Source organism: Pseudomonas sp. 478 (assembly GCF_003254125.1).
Classification (GTDB): Bacteria; Pseudomonadota; Gammaproteobacteria; order Pseudomonadales; family Pseudomonadaceae; genus Aquipseudomonas.
The window spans coordinates 308439-324764 of the sequence record NZ_QKZG01000006.1 but is presented as its reverse complement, the minus strand read 5'-3'; the positions used below and the strand labels follow the sequence as shown (position 1 = coordinate 324764).

Here is a 16326-nt window from a genome sequence, read left to right as displayed (position 1 = left end):
TCCCGACACCGGTGGCCCCCTCAAGACTTCAAAGATTGAACAAGACGGCTTGCCGACTGACCTGCGGATTTGAGTGACAAACCCATGCCAAAACGTACAGACATTAAAAGCATCCTGATTCTCGGCGCTGGCCCTATCGTGATCGGCCAGGCCTGCGAATTCGACTACTCCGGCGCCCAGGCCTGTAAAGCCCTGCGCGAGGAGGGTTACCGCGTCATCCTGGTGAACTCCAACCCAGCGACCATCATGACCGACCCGGACATGGCCGACGCTACGTACATCGAGCCGATCAAGTGGCAGACCGTTGCCAAGATCATCGAGAAAGAGCGCCCGGACGCGCTGCTGCCAACCATGGGCGGCCAGACCGCTCTGAACTGCGCACTGGACCTGGAGCGCGAAGGCGTTCTGGAAAAGTTCGGCGTAGAGATGATCGGCGCCAATGCTGACACCATCGACAAGGCTGAAGACCGTTCGCGCTTCGACAAGGCGATGAAATCCATCGGCCTGGACTGCCCGCGTTCGGGTATCGCCCACAGCATGGAAGAGGCCAACGCGGTCCTCGAAAAGCTCGGCTTCCCGTGCATCATCCGTCCGTCCTTCACCATGGGCGGCACCGGTGGCGGTATCGCTTACAACCGTGAAGAGTTCGAAGAAATCTGCGCCCGCGGTCTCGACCTGTCGCCGACCAAAGAGCTGCTGATCGACGAATCCCTGATCGGCTGGAAAGAATACGAGATGGAGGTTGTCCGCGATAAGAAGGACAACTGCATCATCGTCTGCTCCATCGAAAACTTTGACCCGATGGGCGTGCACACCGGTGACTCGATCACCGTTGCTCCGGCACAAACCCTGACGGACAAGGAATACCAGATCATGCGTAACGCCTCGTTGGCGGTACTGCGTGAGATCGGCGTGGAAACTGGCGGCTCCAACGTTCAGTTCGGCATCTGCCCGGACACCGGCCGTATGGTCGTGATCGAGATGAACCCGCGTGTATCCCGCTCTTCGGCATTGGCCTCGAAAGCCACAGGTTTCCCGATTGCGCGTATCGCCGCCAAGCTGGCGATCGGCTACACCCTGGACGAGCTGCAGAACGAAATCACCGGCGGCGCTACTCCCGCATCTTTCGAGCCGTCCATCGACTACGTCGTCACCAAGCTGCCACGTTTCGCCTTCGAGAAATTCCCGAAAGCCGACGCACGCCTGACCACTCAAATGAAGTCGGTCGGTGAAGTCATGGCCATCGGCCGGACTTTCCAGGAATCCCTGCAGAAAGCCCTGCGCGGCCTGGAAGTGGGCGTTTGCGGTCTGGACGAGAAGCTCGACCTGAGCAACCCGGAAAGCATGAGCATCCTCAAGCGCGAACTGACCGTGCCGGGTGCCGAGCGTATCTGGTACGTGGCTGATGCCTTCCGCGCCGGCCTGTCGGTCGAAGACATTTTCGGCATGAACATGATCGATCCGTGGTTCCTGGTGCAAATCGAAGATCTGATCAAGGAAGAAGAGAAGGTCAAGACCCTGGGTCTGGCCAGCATCGACCGCGACTTGATGTTCCGCCTCAAGCGCAAAGGCTTCTCCGACATGCGTCTGGCCAAGCTGCTGGGCGTGACCGAGAAGGCTCTGCGTCGCCACCGTCACAAGCTGGAGATCTTCCCGGTCTACAAGCGCGTTGATACCTGCGCAGCCGAGTTCGCCACCGACACCGCCTACATGTACTCAACTTACGAGGAAGAGTGCGAAGCTGCGCCGTCGGGCCGCGACAAGATCATGATCCTCGGCGGCGGTCCAAACCGTATCGGCCAGGGCATCGAGTTCGACTACTGCTGCGTACACGCGGCACTGGCCCTGCGCGAAGACGGTTACGAGACCATCATGGTCAACTGCAACCCGGAAACCGTTTCCACCGACTACGACACCTCCGATCGCCTGTATTTCGAGCCAGTGACCCTGGAAGACGTGCTGGAAATCTGCCGCGTCGAGAAGCCGAAAGGCGTGATCGTCCAGTACGGCGGCCAAACCCCGCTGAAACTGGCGCGTGCCCTGGAAGAAGCCGGGGTGCCGATCATCGGCACCAGCCCTGACGCAATTGACCGTGCCGAAGACCGTGAGCGCTTCCAGCAAATGGTTGAGCGCCTGAACCTGCGTCAGCCGCCAAACGCCACCGTGCGCAGCGAAGACGAAGCGATTCGTGCCGCCACCAAGATCGGTTACCCGCTGGTGGTGCGTCCGTCCTACGTATTGGGCGGCCGTGCGATGGAAATCGTCTACGAAGAAGAAGAGCTCAAGCGCTACCTGCGCGATGCTGTGAAAGTGTCCAACGACAGCCCGGTGCTGCTCGACCACTTCCTCAACTGCGCCATCGAAATGGACGTGGATGCGGTCTGCGACGGCACCGACGTGGTGATCGGCGCGATCATGCAGCACATCGAGCAGGCTGGCGTTCACTCCGGTGACTCCGCATGCTCCCTGCCGCCATACTCGCTGCCTGCACACATCCAGGACGAGATGCGCGAACAGGTCAAGAAAATGGCCCTGGAACTTGGGGTTGTCGGCCTGATGAACGTTCAGTTGGCGCTGCAAGGCGAAGACATCTACGTCATCGAAGTCAACCCGCGCGCTTCCCGTACCGTACCGTTCGTGTCCAAGTGCATCGGTGTTTCCCTGGCAATGATCGCGGCTCGCGTGATGGCCGGTAAGACCCTGAAGGAAATCGGCTTCACCAAAGAAATTATTCCGAACTTCTACAGTGTGAAAGAGGCAGTGTTCCCATTCGCCAAATTCCCTGGCGTGGACCCGATCCTGGGCCCAGAGATGAAGTCCACCGGTGAAGTGATGGGCGTGGGCGACACCTTTGGCGAAGCATTCGCCAAGGCCCAGATGGGCGCCAGCGAAGTGCTGCCGACCGGCGGTACTGCGTTCATCAGCGTGCGTGACGACGACAAGCCACTGGTTGCAGGCGTGGCCCGTGATCTGATCAACTTGGGTTTCGAAGTGGTCGCCACTGCCGGTACTGCCAAGCTGATCGAAGCCGCAGGCCTGAAAGTGCGTCGTGTGAACAAGGTGACCGAAGGTCGTCCGCACGTGGTCGACATGATCAAGAACGACGAAGTCACTCTGATCATCAACACCACCGAAGGCCGTCAGTCGATCGCTGACTCCTATTCCATTCGTCGTAATGCCTTGCAGCACAAGATTTACTGCACCACAACTATTGCTGCTGGCGAAGCTATCTGCGAAGCGCTGAAGTTCGGTCCCGAGAAGACCGTACGCCGCTTGCAGGATCTACACGCAGGATTGAAGGCATGATCAAGTACCCAATGACCGTCAAGGGCGCGAAGGCCCTGGAAGAAGAACACGCTCACCTGACCAAGGTCGTCCGCCCGAAGCTCAGCCAGGACATCGGCACGGCCCGCGAGTTGGGTGACCTGAAGGAAAACGCCGAATACCACGCTGCTCGTGAGCAGCAAGGTATGGTTGAGGCGCGGATTCGTGACATTGAAGGCCGGATTCAGAATCAGGTCATCATTGACGTCACGACCATTCCTCACACCGGTAAAGTGATTTTCGGCACCACCGTTGAAATCGCCAATGTCGAGACTGACGAGCGCGTCACTTACCACATCGTGGGTGAGGATGAGGCTGACTTCAAACTCGGCAAGATTTCGGTCGGCTCGCCACTGGCCCGCGCCTTGATAGCCAAGGAAGAGGGTGATGTGGTTGCCGTGAAAACGCCTGGCGGCGTTATCGAGTACGAGATTGTCGAAGTACGCCACATCTAAGCGCAGGCGCCCGCTACGTGCGGGTGCCATGCTTTGGCAGCTGACTCAGATGTTGTGGGTCGGCGGCCTGTGGCTGTTGCACATTGGTCTGCTGCCGGTGCTGGGCCGAATTGGTTTGGCGCCGCTGCTGATCGACGAAATTGCAGGCATGCTTGATGCGCTGATGGTGGGATTCGCCGCAGCGTGTGTGATTTTTCAGGCTTTGGTGCTGGTTCAGGCCGAGGGCCTTGCCAGTCTATGGCGCGATATTCGCGGGCAACTGCTGCTGATGGCGCTGTATGCGTGTGCGATGTATGTCGCGGTGCGTATCGGCTGGCCGGATGCCGTGCGTTGGCAGGTGTTCAGCTATCTTGTTCTGGGGTTTTCCGGGCTGGTGCTGGTGTTGCAACCGGTGCCTGGATGGAGTGGCAGGGTGCGCGAAGCACACCCTTGACCCTTGTCATCACTTGAAGCGATGAACGTTCGACAGCTGCTTGTTGACGCTGAAGTTCTTGCGGTAAATCAGTGCCATCTTGCCGATGACCTGAACCAGGTCCGCTTTGCCGACCTTGCACAGTTCTGCAATGTTCGCCAAGCGCGACTCGCGATCGAGGATGTTGAGCTTGATTTTAATCAGCTCGTGATCCGCCAAAGCGCGTTCAAGTTCGGCTAACACACCTTCAGTCAAACCGTTGTCAGCCACAGTCAAAACTGGTTTCAGATGGTGGCCAATGGATTTGTACTGTTTCTTCTGCTCTTGAGTGAGCGGCATAATCTGACCCCTGCGTCTGATCTTGTAAAAAGCGGCGGCCAGTTTACCCGAGCGAGTACGGGACCGCCCAGTTAATCACGACCCGTTTTATTTTCGAGGTGGCCCGTGGCCCGTTCCAAGACAAGCCTTAAGTGGCTGCAAAGACATGTTAATGATCCCTATGTGAAGCAGGCGCAGAAGGATGGTTACCGCTCGCGTGCGAGTTACAAGCTTCTGGAGATCCAGGAGAAATACAAACTGATCCGTCCAGGTATGAGCGTTGTCGACCTGGGAGCGGCGCCCGGCGGCTGGTCGCAGGTCACCAGTCGGCTGATCGGTGGTCAGGGGCGCCTGATCGCCTCGGACATCCTGGAAATGGACAGCATTCCGGACGTGACTTTCATCCAGGGTGACTTCACCCAGGACGAAGTGCTCGCTCAGATCCTTGAAGCCGTGGGTAATTCGCAGGTGGACCTTGTGATTTCCGATATGGCCCCCAATATGAGTGGTACGCCTGAGGTGGACATGCCAAAAGCCATGTTTCTATGTGAGCTGGCTCTTGATCTGGCGGGCCGGATACTCAAGCCGGGTGGTAATTTCGTGATCAAGGTGTTTCAGGGCGAAGGGTTTGATGCTTACGTGAAGGATGCTCGTCAGAAATTCGACAAGGTCCAGATGATCAAGCCGGACTCTTCCCGTGGCAGTTCCCGCGAGCAATACATGCTGGCTTGGGGCTACCGCGGCCGTAGTGAGTAAATCGGGGTTTTTTTGCGGGTCGATAGGATTTTCGTATTTCGCCCCGTGAGCATTAGCGAATATTGTGTAGAAAGTGTTTCACAAAGGGTTACAGACGGCGCCTGCCAGAGTCGTAGGTAATGTAGTAAGTTAGGCCGGTGAATATCATGCGAAGCGCGCGCCATTAGCGGAGCTTGCTTCAGAGGGTAGTTAATTGAACGATATGGCAAAGAATCTGATCCTGTGGTTGATCATCGCGGCTGTCCTGGTGACAGTGATGAACAACTTCTCCAGCCCTAATGAGCCGCAGACCCTCAACTATTCCGACTTCATCCAGCAGGTCAAGGATGGCAAGGTCGAGCGCGTAGCAGTTGACGGCTACGTGATTACCGGCAAACGCAACGATGGCGACAGCTTCAAGACCATTCGTCCGGCAATCCAGGACAACGGTCTGATCGGCGACCTCGTGGACAACCATGTCGTAGTCGAAGGCAAGCAGCCTGAACAGCAAAGCATCTGGACTCAGCTCCTGGTCGCAAGCTTCCCGATCCTGGTGATCATCGCCGTATTCATGTTCTTCATGCGGCAGATGCAGGGCGGCGGCGGTGGAAAGGGCGGGCCAATGAGCTTTGGCAAGAGCAAGGCGCGCCTGCTCTCCGAAGATCAGGTGAAAACCACCTTGGGTGACGTTGCCGGTTGCGACGAAGCCAAGGAAGAGGTTGGTGAGCTGGTCGAGTTCCTGCGTGATCCGGGCAAATTCCAGCGTCTGGGCGGTCGCATTCCTCGCGGCGTGCTGATGGTGGGTCCTCCGGGTACCGGTAAAACCTTGCTGGCCAAGGCCATTGCCGGCGAAGCCAAAGTGCCGTTCTTCACCATTTCCGGTTCTGACTTCGTCGAAATGTTCGTCGGTGTCGGTGCCAGCCGTGTTCGCGACATGTTTGAACAGGCCAAGAAACACGCTCCATGCATTATCTTCATCGATGAAATCGACGCCGTCGGTCGCCACCGTGGCGCCGGCATGGGTGGCGGTCACGACGAGCGCGAGCAGACACTCAACCAATTGCTGGTAGAGATGGATGGCTTTGAAATGAATGACGGCATTATCGTCATCGCTGCAACCAACCGTCCGGACGTACTGGACCCTGCGTTGCTGCGTCCGGGCCGTTTCGACCGTCAGGTTGTCGTCGGTCTGCCGGATATCCGTGGTCGCGAGCAGATTCTCAAGGTTCACATGCGAAAAGTGCCAATGGGTGACGATGTCGCTCCGGCTGTGATCGCTCGTGGTACCCCTGGTTTCTCCGGTGCTGACCTGGCTAACCTGGTGAACGAAGCGTCGTTGTTCGCGGCCCGTGCCGGCAAGCGCATCGTCGAAATGAAAGAGTTCGAATTGGCCAAAGACAAGATCATGATGGGCGCCGAGCGCAAATCCATGGTCATGTCCGAGAAAGAGAAGCAGAACACCGCTTATCACGAAGCGGGTCACGCAATTGTTGGTCGTGTCGTGCCTGAGCATGATCCGGTCTACAAGGTGTCTATCATTCCTCGCGGTCGTGCGCTGGGTGTGACCATGTTCCTGCCGGAAGAAGATCGCTACAGCCTGTCCAAGCGTGCGTTGATCAGCCAGATCTGCTCTTTGTACGGCGGCCGTATTGCTGAAGAGATGACCCTGGGCTTCGATGGTGTGACCACCGGTGCGTCCAACGACATCATGCGTGCCAGCCAGATTGCACGGAACATGGTAACCAAGTGGGGCTTGTCGGAAAAACTCGGCCCGTTGATGTACGCAGAAGAAGAGGGTGAAGTGTTCCTCGGTCGCGGCGGTGGCGGTCAGGGTGCAAGCTTCTCCGGTGAGACAGCCAAGTTGATCGACTCGGAAGTGCGCAGCATCATTGATCAGTGCTACGGCACGGCCAAGCAGATCCTCACCGATAACCGTGACAAGCTCGACGCCATGGCTGATGCCTTGATGAAGTACGAAACGATCGATGCTGATCAGATCGACGACATCATGGCGGGGCGTACGCCTCGTGAACCTCGCGACTGGTCGGGCGGCACCGGTACCTCCGGAACGCCTCCGGTGGCACAGGATCCGCGTCCGGAAACACCGATCGGCGGTCCGGCTGCTGACGTTTAAGGTTTGAAATGACTTCTGTTCAGTCCTCGACCCGGTTGCCTTGCGGCAATCGGGTTCTTGATTTAGCCCTGACGCACGTCATGGGTATTCTCAATGTCACTCCCGATTCCTTCTCTGATGGCGGCCAATATAGCCAGCTCGATGCGGCCTTGCGCCACGCCGAGGCTATGGTGGCGGCTGGCGCGACGTTGATTGATGTCGGTGGCGAATCGACCCGGCCGGGTGCCAGGGTGGTTTCACCGCTGGAAGAGCTTGAGCGTGTAGCGCCGGTCGTCGAGCGAATTCACCGGGAGCTGGATGTCATTATCTCGGTCGACACTTCCACGCCAGCTGTAATGCGCGAAGCCGCACGACTTGGCGCTGGGTTGATCAATGACGTGCGCTCGCTGCGGCGCGATGGCGCTCTGGATGCGGCCGCAGCCACTGGCCTGCCAGTCTGTCTGATGCATATGCTCGGTGAGCCGGGCGACATGCAGGACAATCCGCAGTATCAGGACGTCACGAAAGAGGTGGGCGAGTTCCTCGCTGAGCGCATGGCTCAGTGTGCGTCGGTAGGAATTACAGCGGACCGGATCATCCTTGATCCGGGCTTTGGCTTCGCAAAAACCTTGCAGCACAATCTAAGCTTGTTCAAACATATGGAGGCCTTGCATGCCTTGGGGCGACCCCTGTTGGTCGGGGTTTCGCGAAAGAGCATGATAGGCCAGGCGTTGAGTCGCCCGGTCGGAGAGCGCCTGTATGGCGGTCTGGCGCTCGCAGCGCTGGCTTCGGCCAAGGGGGCGCGTATATTGCGCGTCCATGATGTGGCCGAAACCGTCGATGTGGTGCGAATGATCGCCGCAGTGGAATCAGCCGAATAAGAATGATGGAGTACTTATGACTAAGAAATACTTTGGCACCGACGGCATTCGTGGTCGGGTCGGCGAATATCCAATTACTCCTGACTTCATGCTCAAGCTCGGCTGGGCTGCTGGCATGGCGTTCCGCAAAATGGGCGCCTGCAAGGTATTGGTGGGCAAGGACACTCGGATCTCTGGCTATATGTTCGAATCTGCGCTTGAGGCCGGACTTACTTCGGCAGGTGCCGATGTCATGCTTCTGGGGCCGATGCCGACACCGGCCATTGCCTACCTGACGCGTACCTTCCAGGCTGAAGCGGGCATCGTGATCAGTGCCTCGCACAACCCTCACGATGACAATGGCATCAAGTTTTTCTCCGGGAAGGGCACCAAGCTTCCTGATGAAGTCGAACATATGATCGAAGAGTTGCTCGACACCCCGATGACCGTGGTTGAGTCGAGCAAGATCGGCAAGGTATCGCGCATCAACGATGCTTCAGGCCGTTATATCGAATTCTGCAAAAGCAGCGTCCCGACCGGCACCAGCTTCGCGGGCATGAAGATCGTGATCGACTGTGCCCATGGCGCGACCTACAAGGTGGCGCCTAGTGTATTCCGTGAACTGGGGGCCGATGTCGTTGTGCTTTCTGCTCATCCTAACGGCCTGAACATCAATGAAAATTGCGGTTCGACCCATATGGAACCGCTGCAAGCTGCCGTATTGGCCGAGCATGCTGATTTGGGTATCGCCTTTGACGGTGATGGTGATCGGGTTCAGATGGTCGATCATACCGGTGCTGTCGTCGACGGTGATGAGTTGCTGTTTATCATTGCTCGCGACCTGCATGTGCAAGGCAAGTTGCAGGGGGGGGTGGTCGGTACGCTGATGAGTAACCTGGGGTTGGAGCTCGCCCTGGCGGATCTGGCAATTCCTTTTGTGCGGGCCAATGTTGGCGATCGGTATGTAATCTCCGAGTTGCTTGAGCGCGACTGGCTGGTGGGTGGTGAAAATTCGGGCCACATTGTCTGCTTTAACCACACCACTACCGGTGACGCGATCATTGCCGCATTGCAGGTATTGATGGCGTTGAAGGCCCGCTCCGAGGGGCTGGCACAATCGCGTCAGGCGCTGCGCAAGTGCCCTCAGGTGCTGATCAATGTGCGATTCGGCGGCGGCGCGAGCCCCCTCGATCATCCGGCAGTCAAAGAGGCCAGCGAGCGCGTGACCCAGGCCATGGCTGGTCGTGGGCGCGTGCTGTTGCGCAAGTCCGGGACGGAGCCGCTGGTGCGGGTCATGGTCGAAGGCGAGGACGAAACACAGGTTCGCGGCTACGCCGAAGAGCTGGCAAAACTGGTTACTGAAGTTTCTGCCTGATTTCGGCTTGCCAGCCATGATTGTGTTGGGTAACATCTGCGCCCACTTTGACCGACGAGGTACAGCATGCGTCGCCCTATGGTAGCTGGTAACTGGAAGATGCACGGTACCCGCGCCAGCGTCGCTGAGCTGATCAATGGCCTTCGTCATCTGGCCTTGCCGAGCGATGTTGATGTAGCGGTATTCCCGCCTTTCTTGCATATCAATCAAGTGATTGATGGCCTGGAAGGAAAGTCGATTTCGGTCGGCGCGCAGAATTCTGCGGTGGAATCCATGCAAGGTGCATTGACCGGTGAGATTTCGCCGAGTCAGTTGGTGGATGCAGGTTGTTCCCTGGTGCTTGTCGGGCACTCCGAGCGCCGCCAGATAATGGGCGAGCAGGACGGAATGCTGATTCGCAAGTTCGCAGCGGCACAGGCATGTGGCTTGATTCCGGTGTTGTGCGTAGGGGAAACCCTTGAAGAGCGCGAAGCTGGAAAAACTCTTGAGGTTGTCGGGCGTCAGCTAGGCAGTATCATTGAGGAGCTCGGTGTTGGTGCTTTTGCAAAGGCAGTAATCGCTTACGAGCCGGTCTGGGCCATTGGTACCGGGCTGACTGCTTCGCCGCAACAGGCGCAGGATGTGCACGCAGCCATTCGCGCTCAGTTGGCGGCAGAGAATTCTGAGGTCGCACAAGGTGTGCGGCTTCTATACGGCGGCAGCGTGAAGGCGGCCAATGCGGTCGAACTGTTCGGCATGCCGGATATCGATGGGGGGCTCATTGGTGGGGCTTCCCTGAATGCAGATGAGTTCGGTGCGATTTGTCGCGCCGCGGGAAACTGAAAAAATGCTGGAAACAGTCGTAGTCGTTTTTCATCTGCTGGGTGCATTGGGCGTAGTTGCTCTGGTATTGCTGCAGCAGGGTAAAGGTGCGGATGCTGGCGCGTCTTTCGGAGCAGGTGCTTCAAATACTGTGTTCGGAAGCCAAGGTTCCTCTACCTTTCTTAGTAAGTTTACTGCTATACTTGCCGCCGGTTTCTTCATAACCAGCTTGGGGTTAGGTTACTTTGCTAAAGAGAAGGCTCATCAGCTGACTCAAGTAGGTTTGCCAAACCCGGCAGTGTTGGAAGTTCCAAAGCAACAACCGGCTTCTGATGATGTACCGGTGCTTCAAGAGCAAAAGTCGGCTACTCCAGCGACTGACGTGCCTCCAGCTCAAGAGCAAAAGTAAGAAGGGTTTCAAACGTAGTATTGCCGAGGTGGTGGAATTGGTAGACACGCAACCTTGAGGTGGTTGTGCCCATAGGGTGTAGGGGTTCGAGTCCCCTTCTCGGTACCAATTATCAGGAGAGCCCGCTGTTGCGGGCTTTCTTGTAGGTGGAAGGTTACATTGACCCTGTCAGGGATCGGTCGTATACTTCCGCCCCAGCTTTGTCGCGGGGTGGAGCAGTCTGGTAGCTCGTCGGGCTCATAACCCGAAGGTCGTCGGTTCAAATCCGGCCCCCGCAACCAGTTTAAGGAGCCCCTTTTAAGGGGCTTTTTGTTAGCTGGACACTTTCAACGCCGCTGTTCGACGGCGTTTCAAGGATGGGCGTTTCGCCCATTTTTTTATTTTGCACAGCATGCACATACATGCACGAGGGGGTTCAGGTGTCGAGCAAGCTAGAAGAGTTGCAGGCCTTGCTGGCCCCGGTGGTCGTGGCCCTAGGCTATGAATGCTGGGGTATTGAGTTTTCGGCTCAAGGTCGCCACTCAATGTTGCGCGTTTATATCGATAAAGAGGGCGGCGTGCTGGTGGACGATTGTGCCATTGTCAGCCGTCAGATCAGTGGTGTTCTGGATGTTGAAGATCCAATCGCCGTTGAATACACCCTTGAAGTTTCCTCGCCTGGCATGGAACGCCCGCTGTTCACTATTGAGCAGTTTGCAAAATTTGCCGGTGAACAAGTGAAGATCAAGCTGCGCTCGCCTTTTGAAGGCCGGCGCAACTTTCAGGGCCTTCTGCGCGGTGTAGAAGAGCAGGACGTCGTGGTGCAGGTAGAAGACCATGAGTTCCTGTTGCCGATCGATATGATCGACAAGGCCAACATTATTCCCAGTTTTGACTGAGACGCGGATCCCGCGGATCCAATGGCTTGCGAAAGGCGAGGCGTACGATGAGCAAAGAAGTACTGCTGGTTGTTGAGTCGGTATCCAATGAAAAGGGCGTACCGGCAAACGTAATTTTTGAAGCACTGGAGCTGGCTCTGGCCACTGCTACCAAAAAACGTTTTGAGGACGAAGTCGATCTGCGTGTGGAAATCAATCGCCACACCGGTGCTTACGAGACTTTCCGTCGCTGGACTGTTGTCGAAGAGGCAGACCTGGACGATCCGGCCATCGAAACCTGGCCGAGCAAGGTTGCAGAAACGCATCCTGGTGCTCAGGTTGGTGATGTAGTCGAAGAAAAGATCGAATCCATCGAGTTCGGCCGCATCGCTGCACAGACTGCCAAGCAAGTCATCGTGCAGAAAGTTCGCGAAGCCGAGCGCGCTCAAGTCGTTGATGCCTATCGCGAGCGCCTGGGAGAAATCATCTCCGGCACCGTGAAGAAAGTGACCCGCGACAACGTGATCGTCGACCTGGGCAACAACGCCGAAGCGTTGCTGGCTCGTGAAGACATCATTTCTCGCGAGACCTTCCGGGTTGGCGTGCGTCTGCGTGCGCTGCTCAAGGAAATCCGCACCGAGAACCGCGGCCCGCAGCTGATCCTGTCGCGTACTGCGCCAGAAATGCTGATCGAGTTGTTCCGCATCGAAGTGCCGGAGATCGCTGAAGGCCTGATCGAAGTAATGGCTGCGTCCCGTGATCCGGGTTCGCGCGCCAAGATCGCGGTCCGCTCCAAGGACAAACGCATCGACCCGCAAGGCGCTTGCATCGGTATGCGCGGTTCGCGCGTCCAGGCAGTGTCGGGTGAGTTGGGCGGTGAGCGTGTGGACATCGTCCTGTGGGACGACAACCCGGCTCAGTTTGTGATCAATGCAATGTCGCCGGCTGAAGTGGCGGCAATTATCGTTGACGAAGATGCCCATGCAATGGACATCGCCGTTGGCGCAGACAATCTGGCTCAGGCCATTGGTCGGGGTGGTCAGAACGTGCGTCTGGCTAGCCAGTTGACTGGCTGGACCCTGAACGTGATGACCGAATCGGACATCCAGGCTAAGCAGCAAGCAGAAACCGGCGACATCCTGCGCAACTTCATCGACGAGCTGGAAGTCGACGAAGACCTGGCACAGGTGCTGGTAGATGAAGGCTTTACCAGCCTGGAAGAGATTGCCTACGTACCGTTGGAAGAAATGCTCAACATCGACGGCTTTGACGAAGAAACCGTCAACGAGCTTCGTGCTCGCGCCAAGGATCGTTTGTTGACCAAAGCCATCGCTACTGAGGAAAAGCTGGCAGACGCCCATCCGGCCGAAGACCTGCTCTCGCTTGAGGGTATGGACAAGGATTTGGCGATGGAACTGGCGGTGCGCGGCGTAATTACCCGCGAAGACCTGGCCGAGCAGTCTATTGACGACCTGCTCGACATCGACGGCATTGACGATGATCGTGCCGGCAAGTTGATCATGGCCGCCCGAGCCCACTGGTTCGAGTAATTAGGCGCGGCCTGAGGAGAGAAGTGCATGACGCAAGTCACGGTGAAACAACTGGCCGATGAGGTCAAAACACCGGTAGAGCGCCTGTTGCAGCAGATGCGTGAGGCAGGTCTGCCGCACACCGCCGCCGAAGAACATGTGACTGACAGTGAGAAGCAATCTTTGCTGACTCACTTGAAAAGCAGCCACAAGGCGAAAGTGGAAGAACCACGCAAGATTACACTGCAGCGTAAAACCACCAGCACCCTGCGTGTTGCTGGCAGCAAAAGCATCAGTGTTGAAGTACGTAAAAAGAAAGTTTTCGTACAGCGCAGCCCGGAAGAAATCGAAGCCGAGCGCAAACGCGAACTGGAAGAACGTCGCGCAGTAGAAAATGCTGCACGTCAGAAGGCTGAAGAAGAAGCCAAGCGTCGCGCCGAAGAAGAAGCGCGTCGCCAGCCAGCTGCTGCGCAATCCGCTACTAACGACGCCGTTGCAGCACCTGCTGCAGTTGCCGAGCCAGTACGTGAAAGCGCGCCGGTTGTGGCTGCTGCACCAGCGCCGTCTGCCGATGTTCGCAACAAGCAGAACGAACAGCGCCGTCCGGACAAACCACGTGCCGACGATAACAGTCGTCGTGGCAGTGGCGATGGTGAGCGCAAAAACGCTCCGCATCGTGCTTCGGTCAAAGAGAAAGCGCCTGCTCCACGCGTTGCCCCACGTACTACCGACGAAGAAAGCGATGGCTTCCGTCGTGGTGGTCGCGGCAAGGCCAAGCTGAAGAAGCGCAACGCTCACGGTTTCCAGAGCCCAACCGGCCCTGTAGTGCGCGAAGTGAAGATCGGCGAGACCATCACTGTTGGCGATCTCGCCCAGCAGATGTCGGTCAAGGCTGCTGAAATCATCAAGTTCATGTTCAAACTGGGTACACCAGCGACTATCAACCAGGTACTGGATCAGGAAACTGCCCAACTGGTTGCTGAAGAGCTGGGCCACAAAGTGACCCTGGTCAGCGACACCGCCCTGGAAGATTCCCTGGCCGAGTCCCTGAAGTTTGAAGGTGAAGCGTTCTCCCGTGCTCCAGTCGTGACCGTAATGGGCCACGTTGACCACGGTAAGACCTCGCTGCTCGACTATATCCGTCGTGCCAAGGTAGCTGCTGGCGAAGCCGGCGGTATCACCCAGCACATCGGTGCGTACCACGTTGAAACTGATCGCGGCATGGTCACGTTCCTCGATACCCCGGGTCACGCTGCGTTTACCGCAATGCGTGCTCGTGGTGCCAAGGCGACTGACATCGTGATCCTGGTAGTTGCAGCGGACGACGGCGTGATGCCGCAGACCATTGAAGCTGTCCAGCACGCCAAGGCTGCCGGTGTTCCTCTGGTAGTTGCAGTGAACAAAATCGACAAGCCGGGCGCTGATCTCGATCGCATCCGTAGCGAACTGTCGGTTCACGGCGTGACTTCGGAAGAGTGGGGCGGCGACACCCCGTTCGTATCGGTTTCGGCGAAAGTCGGTACTGGCGTGGACGAGTTGCTCGAAGCTGTTCTGCTGCAAGCTGAAGTTCTGGAACTGAAAGCGACTCCTTCGGCTCCTGGCCGTGGCGTCGTGGTTGAATCGCGTCTCGACAAAGGTCGTGGCCCGGTTGCTACCGTTCTGGTTCAAGACGGCACCCTGCGCCAAGGCGACATGGTGCTGGTCGGTTCGAACTATGGCCGCGTTCGCGCCATGCTCGACGAGAACGGCAAGCCAATCAAGGAAGCCGGTCCTTCCATCCCTGTCGAGATTCTCGGCCTGGACGGTACCCCGGACGCTGGCGACGAGATGAGCGTAGTTGCTGACGAGAAGAAAGCCCGTGAAGTGGCTCTGTTCCGTCAAGGCAAGTTCCGCGAAGTCAAACTGGCCCGTGCTCACGCCGGCAAGCTTGAAAACATCTTCGAGAACATGGGTCAGGAAGAGAAGAAGACGCTCAACATCGTCCTCAAATCCGACGTCCGTGGTTCGCTGGAAGCGTTGAACGGTGCCTTGAACGGCCTGGGTAACGACGAAGTGCAAGTGCGTGTTGTCGGTGGCGGTGTCGGTGGTATCACCGAGTCCGACGCCAACCTGGCACTGGCCTCCAACGCTGTACTGTTCGGCTTCAACGTGCGTGCCGATGCTGGCGCTCGCAAGATCGTCGAGCAGGAAGGTCTGGATATGCGTTACTACAACGTGATCTACGACATCATCGAAGACGTCAAGAAAGCCCTCACCGGTATGCTGGGCAGCGATGTTCGCGAGAACATCCTGGGTACCGCTGAAGTGCGTGACGTGTTCCGTTCGCCGAAGTTTGGCGCGATCGCCGGTTGCATGGTTATCGAAGGTGTTGTTCACCGTAACCGTCCAATCCGTGTACTGCGTGAAGACATCGTTATCTTCGAAGGCGAGCTGGAATCCCTGCGCCGCTTCAAGGATGACGCTTCCGAAGTACGTGCCGGCATGGAATGCGGTATCGGCGTGAAGAGCTACAACGACGTCAAAGTCGGTGACAAGATCGAAGTCTTCGAGAAGGTTCAGGTTGCTCGCAGCCTCTGACTCGCGCACTTCAAGGGCCACGATGAGCCGCCGCATGCAGATGCGCAGCGCAGCGTCAGGACTCTAAACGCAACGCCCGGTCTGGCTTTTGTCAGGCCGGGCGTTTGCCGCTTTCAGACCCCATGGGTTTCACCGTGTGGCAGTAACAGGTAACAAGACATGGCAAAAGAATACAGCCGTACCCAACGTATCGGCGATCAGATGCAGCGTGAGCTGGCACAGCTGATCCGTCGTGAAGTCAAAGACCCGCGCGTCGGCCTGGTCACCATTACCGCTGTTGAAGTCAGCCGTGACGTCGGTCACGCCAAGATCTTCATCACCGTGATGGGGCAAGACAACGCTGAAGACATCGCGCAAAGCATCAAGGTGCTCAACTCCGCTGCCGGTTTCCTGCGCATGCAGTTGGCTCGCGAAATGAAGTTGCGCAGCGTTCCACAGTTGCACTTCCACTACGACGAAAGCGTCGTGCGTGGTGCTCATCTGTCGGCATTGATCGAACGTGCGGTAGCTGAAGACAATCAGCATCCGGTTGCGGCAGAAGCCGAAGACACCAAGGAGTAA

The 16326-nt window shown here is 57.4% G+C and carries 14 protein-coding genes and 2 tRNA genes; 15 read left to right on the top strand and 1 reads right to left on the bottom strand.

All coding sequences use genetic code 11. The features are described 5' to 3' along the window. The first annotated feature begins 84 nt into the window (after positions 1 to 84). Genes carB through DFS28_RS15250 form a run of 3 tightly spaced genes read left to right on the top strand, consistent with a single transcriptional unit; the run spans position 85 to position 4212 of the window. On the top strand, positions 85 to 3306 hold the full coding sequence (gene carB / locus DFS28_RS15260; protein WP_111450468.1) for a carbamoyl-phosphate synthase large subunit: 3222 nt from the start codon (positions 85 to 87) through the stop codon (positions 3304 to 3306). Next, positions 3303 to 3779, top strand: a complete 477-nt coding sequence (gene greA, locus DFS28_RS15255) for a transcription elongation factor GreA (protein ID WP_019651075.1) — start codon at positions 3303 to 3305, stop codon at positions 3777 to 3779. The genes carB and greA overlap by 4 nt, the downstream gene beginning before the upstream one ends. Positions 3780 to 3807: 28 nt before the next feature. Continuing rightward, complete coding sequence (locus DFS28_RS15250) at positions 3808 to 4212, top strand: MFS transporter (protein ID WP_111450467.1); 405 nt, start codon at positions 3808 to 3810, stop codon at positions 4210 to 4212. A 9-nt stretch (positions 4213 to 4221) separates the two neighbouring features. Here DFS28_RS15250 and DFS28_RS15245 read toward each other — a convergent pair whose 3' ends face one another. After that, positions 4222 to 4530: a YhbY family RNA-binding protein gene (locus DFS28_RS15245; RefSeq protein ID WP_008005472.1), complete on the bottom strand. Its 309-nt coding sequence runs from the start codon at positions 4528 to 4530 to the stop codon at positions 4222 to 4224. Between the two features lie 105 nt (positions 4531 to 4635). Between DFS28_RS15245 and rlmE the strand changes: the two genes are divergently transcribed. The 12 genes from rlmE to rbfA all read left to right on the top strand — a co-directional run bounded on the left by rlmE (position 4636) and on the right by rbfA (position 16326). Further along, positions 4636 to 5265 carry a 23S rRNA (uridine(2552)-2'-O)-methyltransferase RlmE gene (gene rlmE, locus DFS28_RS15240; protein ID WP_111450466.1) on the top strand — a complete coding sequence of 210 codons (630 nt, stop codon included), beginning with the start codon at positions 4636 to 4638 and terminating at the stop codon, positions 5263 to 5265. Positions 5266 to 5467: 202 nt separating this feature from the next. Then, complete coding sequence (gene ftsH / locus DFS28_RS15235; RefSeq protein ID WP_111450465.1) at positions 5468 to 7378, top strand: ATP-dependent zinc metalloprotease FtsH; 1911 nt, start codon at positions 5468 to 5470, stop codon at positions 7376 to 7378. Between the two features lie 8 nt (positions 7379 to 7386). After that, on the top strand, positions 7387 to 8238 hold the full coding sequence (folP, locus tag DFS28_RS15230; RefSeq protein WP_111450464.1) for a dihydropteroate synthase: 852 nt from the start codon (positions 7387 to 7389) through the stop codon (positions 8236 to 8238). Between the two features lie 16 nt (positions 8239 to 8254). Beyond that, positions 8255 to 9592, top strand: a complete 1338-nt coding sequence (glmM, locus tag DFS28_RS15225; protein ID WP_111450463.1) for a phosphoglucosamine mutase — start codon at positions 8255 to 8257, stop codon at positions 9590 to 9592. 66 nt (positions 9593 to 9658) lie between these two features. After that, the gene (gene tpiA / locus DFS28_RS15220) at positions 9659 to 10414 is read left to right on the top strand and encodes a triose-phosphate isomerase (protein ID WP_074873676.1); all 756 of its coding nucleotides are present in this window, start codon (positions 9659 to 9661) and stop codon (positions 10412 to 10414) included. A gap of 4 nt (positions 10415 to 10418) precedes the next feature. Then, positions 10419 to 10802, top strand: a complete 384-nt coding sequence (secG, locus tag DFS28_RS15215) for a preprotein translocase subunit SecG (protein ID WP_017336473.1) — start codon at positions 10419 to 10421, stop codon at positions 10800 to 10802. A 22-nt stretch (positions 10803 to 10824) separates the two neighbouring features. Further along, a tRNA-Leu gene (locus DFS28_RS15210) sits at positions 10825 to 10910 on the top strand. A 96-nt stretch (positions 10911 to 11006) separates the two neighbouring features. Beyond that, a tRNA-Met gene (locus DFS28_RS15205) sits at positions 11007 to 11083 on the top strand. 138 nt (positions 11084 to 11221) lie between these two features. Next, positions 11222 to 11680 carry a ribosome maturation factor RimP gene (gene rimP / locus DFS28_RS15200; protein WP_010463487.1) on the top strand — a complete coding sequence of 153 codons (459 nt, stop codon included), beginning with the start codon at positions 11222 to 11224 and terminating at the stop codon, positions 11678 to 11680. 47 nt (positions 11681 to 11727) lie between these two features. Continuing rightward, a complete protein-coding gene (gene nusA, locus DFS28_RS15195; RefSeq protein WP_008024459.1) occupies positions 11728 to 13209 on the top strand; it encodes a transcription termination factor NusA in 1482 nt (493 codons plus the stop codon). A 27-nt stretch (positions 13210 to 13236) separates the two neighbouring features. After that, positions 13237 to 15765, top strand: a complete 2529-nt coding sequence (gene infB, locus DFS28_RS15190; RefSeq protein ID WP_008149017.1) for a translation initiation factor IF-2 — start codon at positions 13237 to 13239, stop codon at positions 15763 to 15765. 159 nt (positions 15766 to 15924) lie between these two features. Further along, positions 15925 to 16326, top strand: a complete 402-nt coding sequence (gene rbfA, locus DFS28_RS15185) for a 30S ribosome-binding factor RbfA (RefSeq protein WP_008149016.1) — start codon at positions 15925 to 15927, stop codon at positions 16324 to 16326.

What these genes read in the sequence shown, in the direction of transcription:
- nusA (WP_008024459.1), top strand. Translation starts at nt 11,728, where the DNA reads ATGAGCAAAGAAGTACTGCTGGTTGTTGAGTCGGTATCCAATGAAAAG.
- glmM (WP_111450463.1), top strand. Translation starts at nt 8,255, where the DNA reads ATGACTAAGAAATACTTTGGCACCGACGGCATTCGTGGTCGGGTCGGC.
- secG (WP_017336473.1), top strand. Translation starts at nt 10,419, where the DNA reads ATGCTGGAAACAGTCGTAGTCGTTTTTCATCTGCTGGGTGCATTGGGC.
- greA (WP_019651075.1), top strand. Translation starts at nt 3,303, where the DNA reads ATGATCAAGTACCCAATGACCGTCAAGGGCGCGAAGGCCCTGGAAGAA.
- DFS28_RS15250 (WP_111450467.1), top strand. Translation starts at nt 3,808, where the DNA reads ATGCTTTGGCAGCTGACTCAGATGTTGTGGGTCGGCGGCCTGTGGCTG.
- tpiA (WP_074873676.1), top strand. Translation starts at nt 9,659, where the DNA reads ATGCGTCGCCCTATGGTAGCTGGTAACTGGAAGATGCACGGTACCCGC.
- ftsH (WP_111450465.1), top strand. Translation starts at nt 5,468, where the DNA reads ATGGCAAAGAATCTGATCCTGTGGTTGATCATCGCGGCTGTCCTGGTG.
- DFS28_RS15245 (WP_008005472.1), bottom strand. Translation starts at nt 4,530, where the DNA reads ATGCCGCTCACTCAAGAGCAGAAGAAACAGTACAAATCCATTGGCCAC.
- rbfA (WP_008149016.1), top strand. Translation starts at nt 15,925, where the DNA reads ATGGCAAAAGAATACAGCCGTACCCAACGTATCGGCGATCAGATGCAG.
- infB (WP_008149017.1), top strand. Translation starts at nt 13,237, where the DNA reads ATGACGCAAGTCACGGTGAAACAACTGGCCGATGAGGTCAAAACACCG.
- folP (WP_111450464.1), top strand. Translation starts at nt 7,387, where the DNA reads ATGACTTCTGTTCAGTCCTCGACCCGGTTGCCTTGCGGCAATCGGGTT.
- carB (WP_111450468.1), top strand. Translation starts at nt 85, where the DNA reads ATGCCAAAACGTACAGACATTAAAAGCATCCTGATTCTCGGCGCTGGC.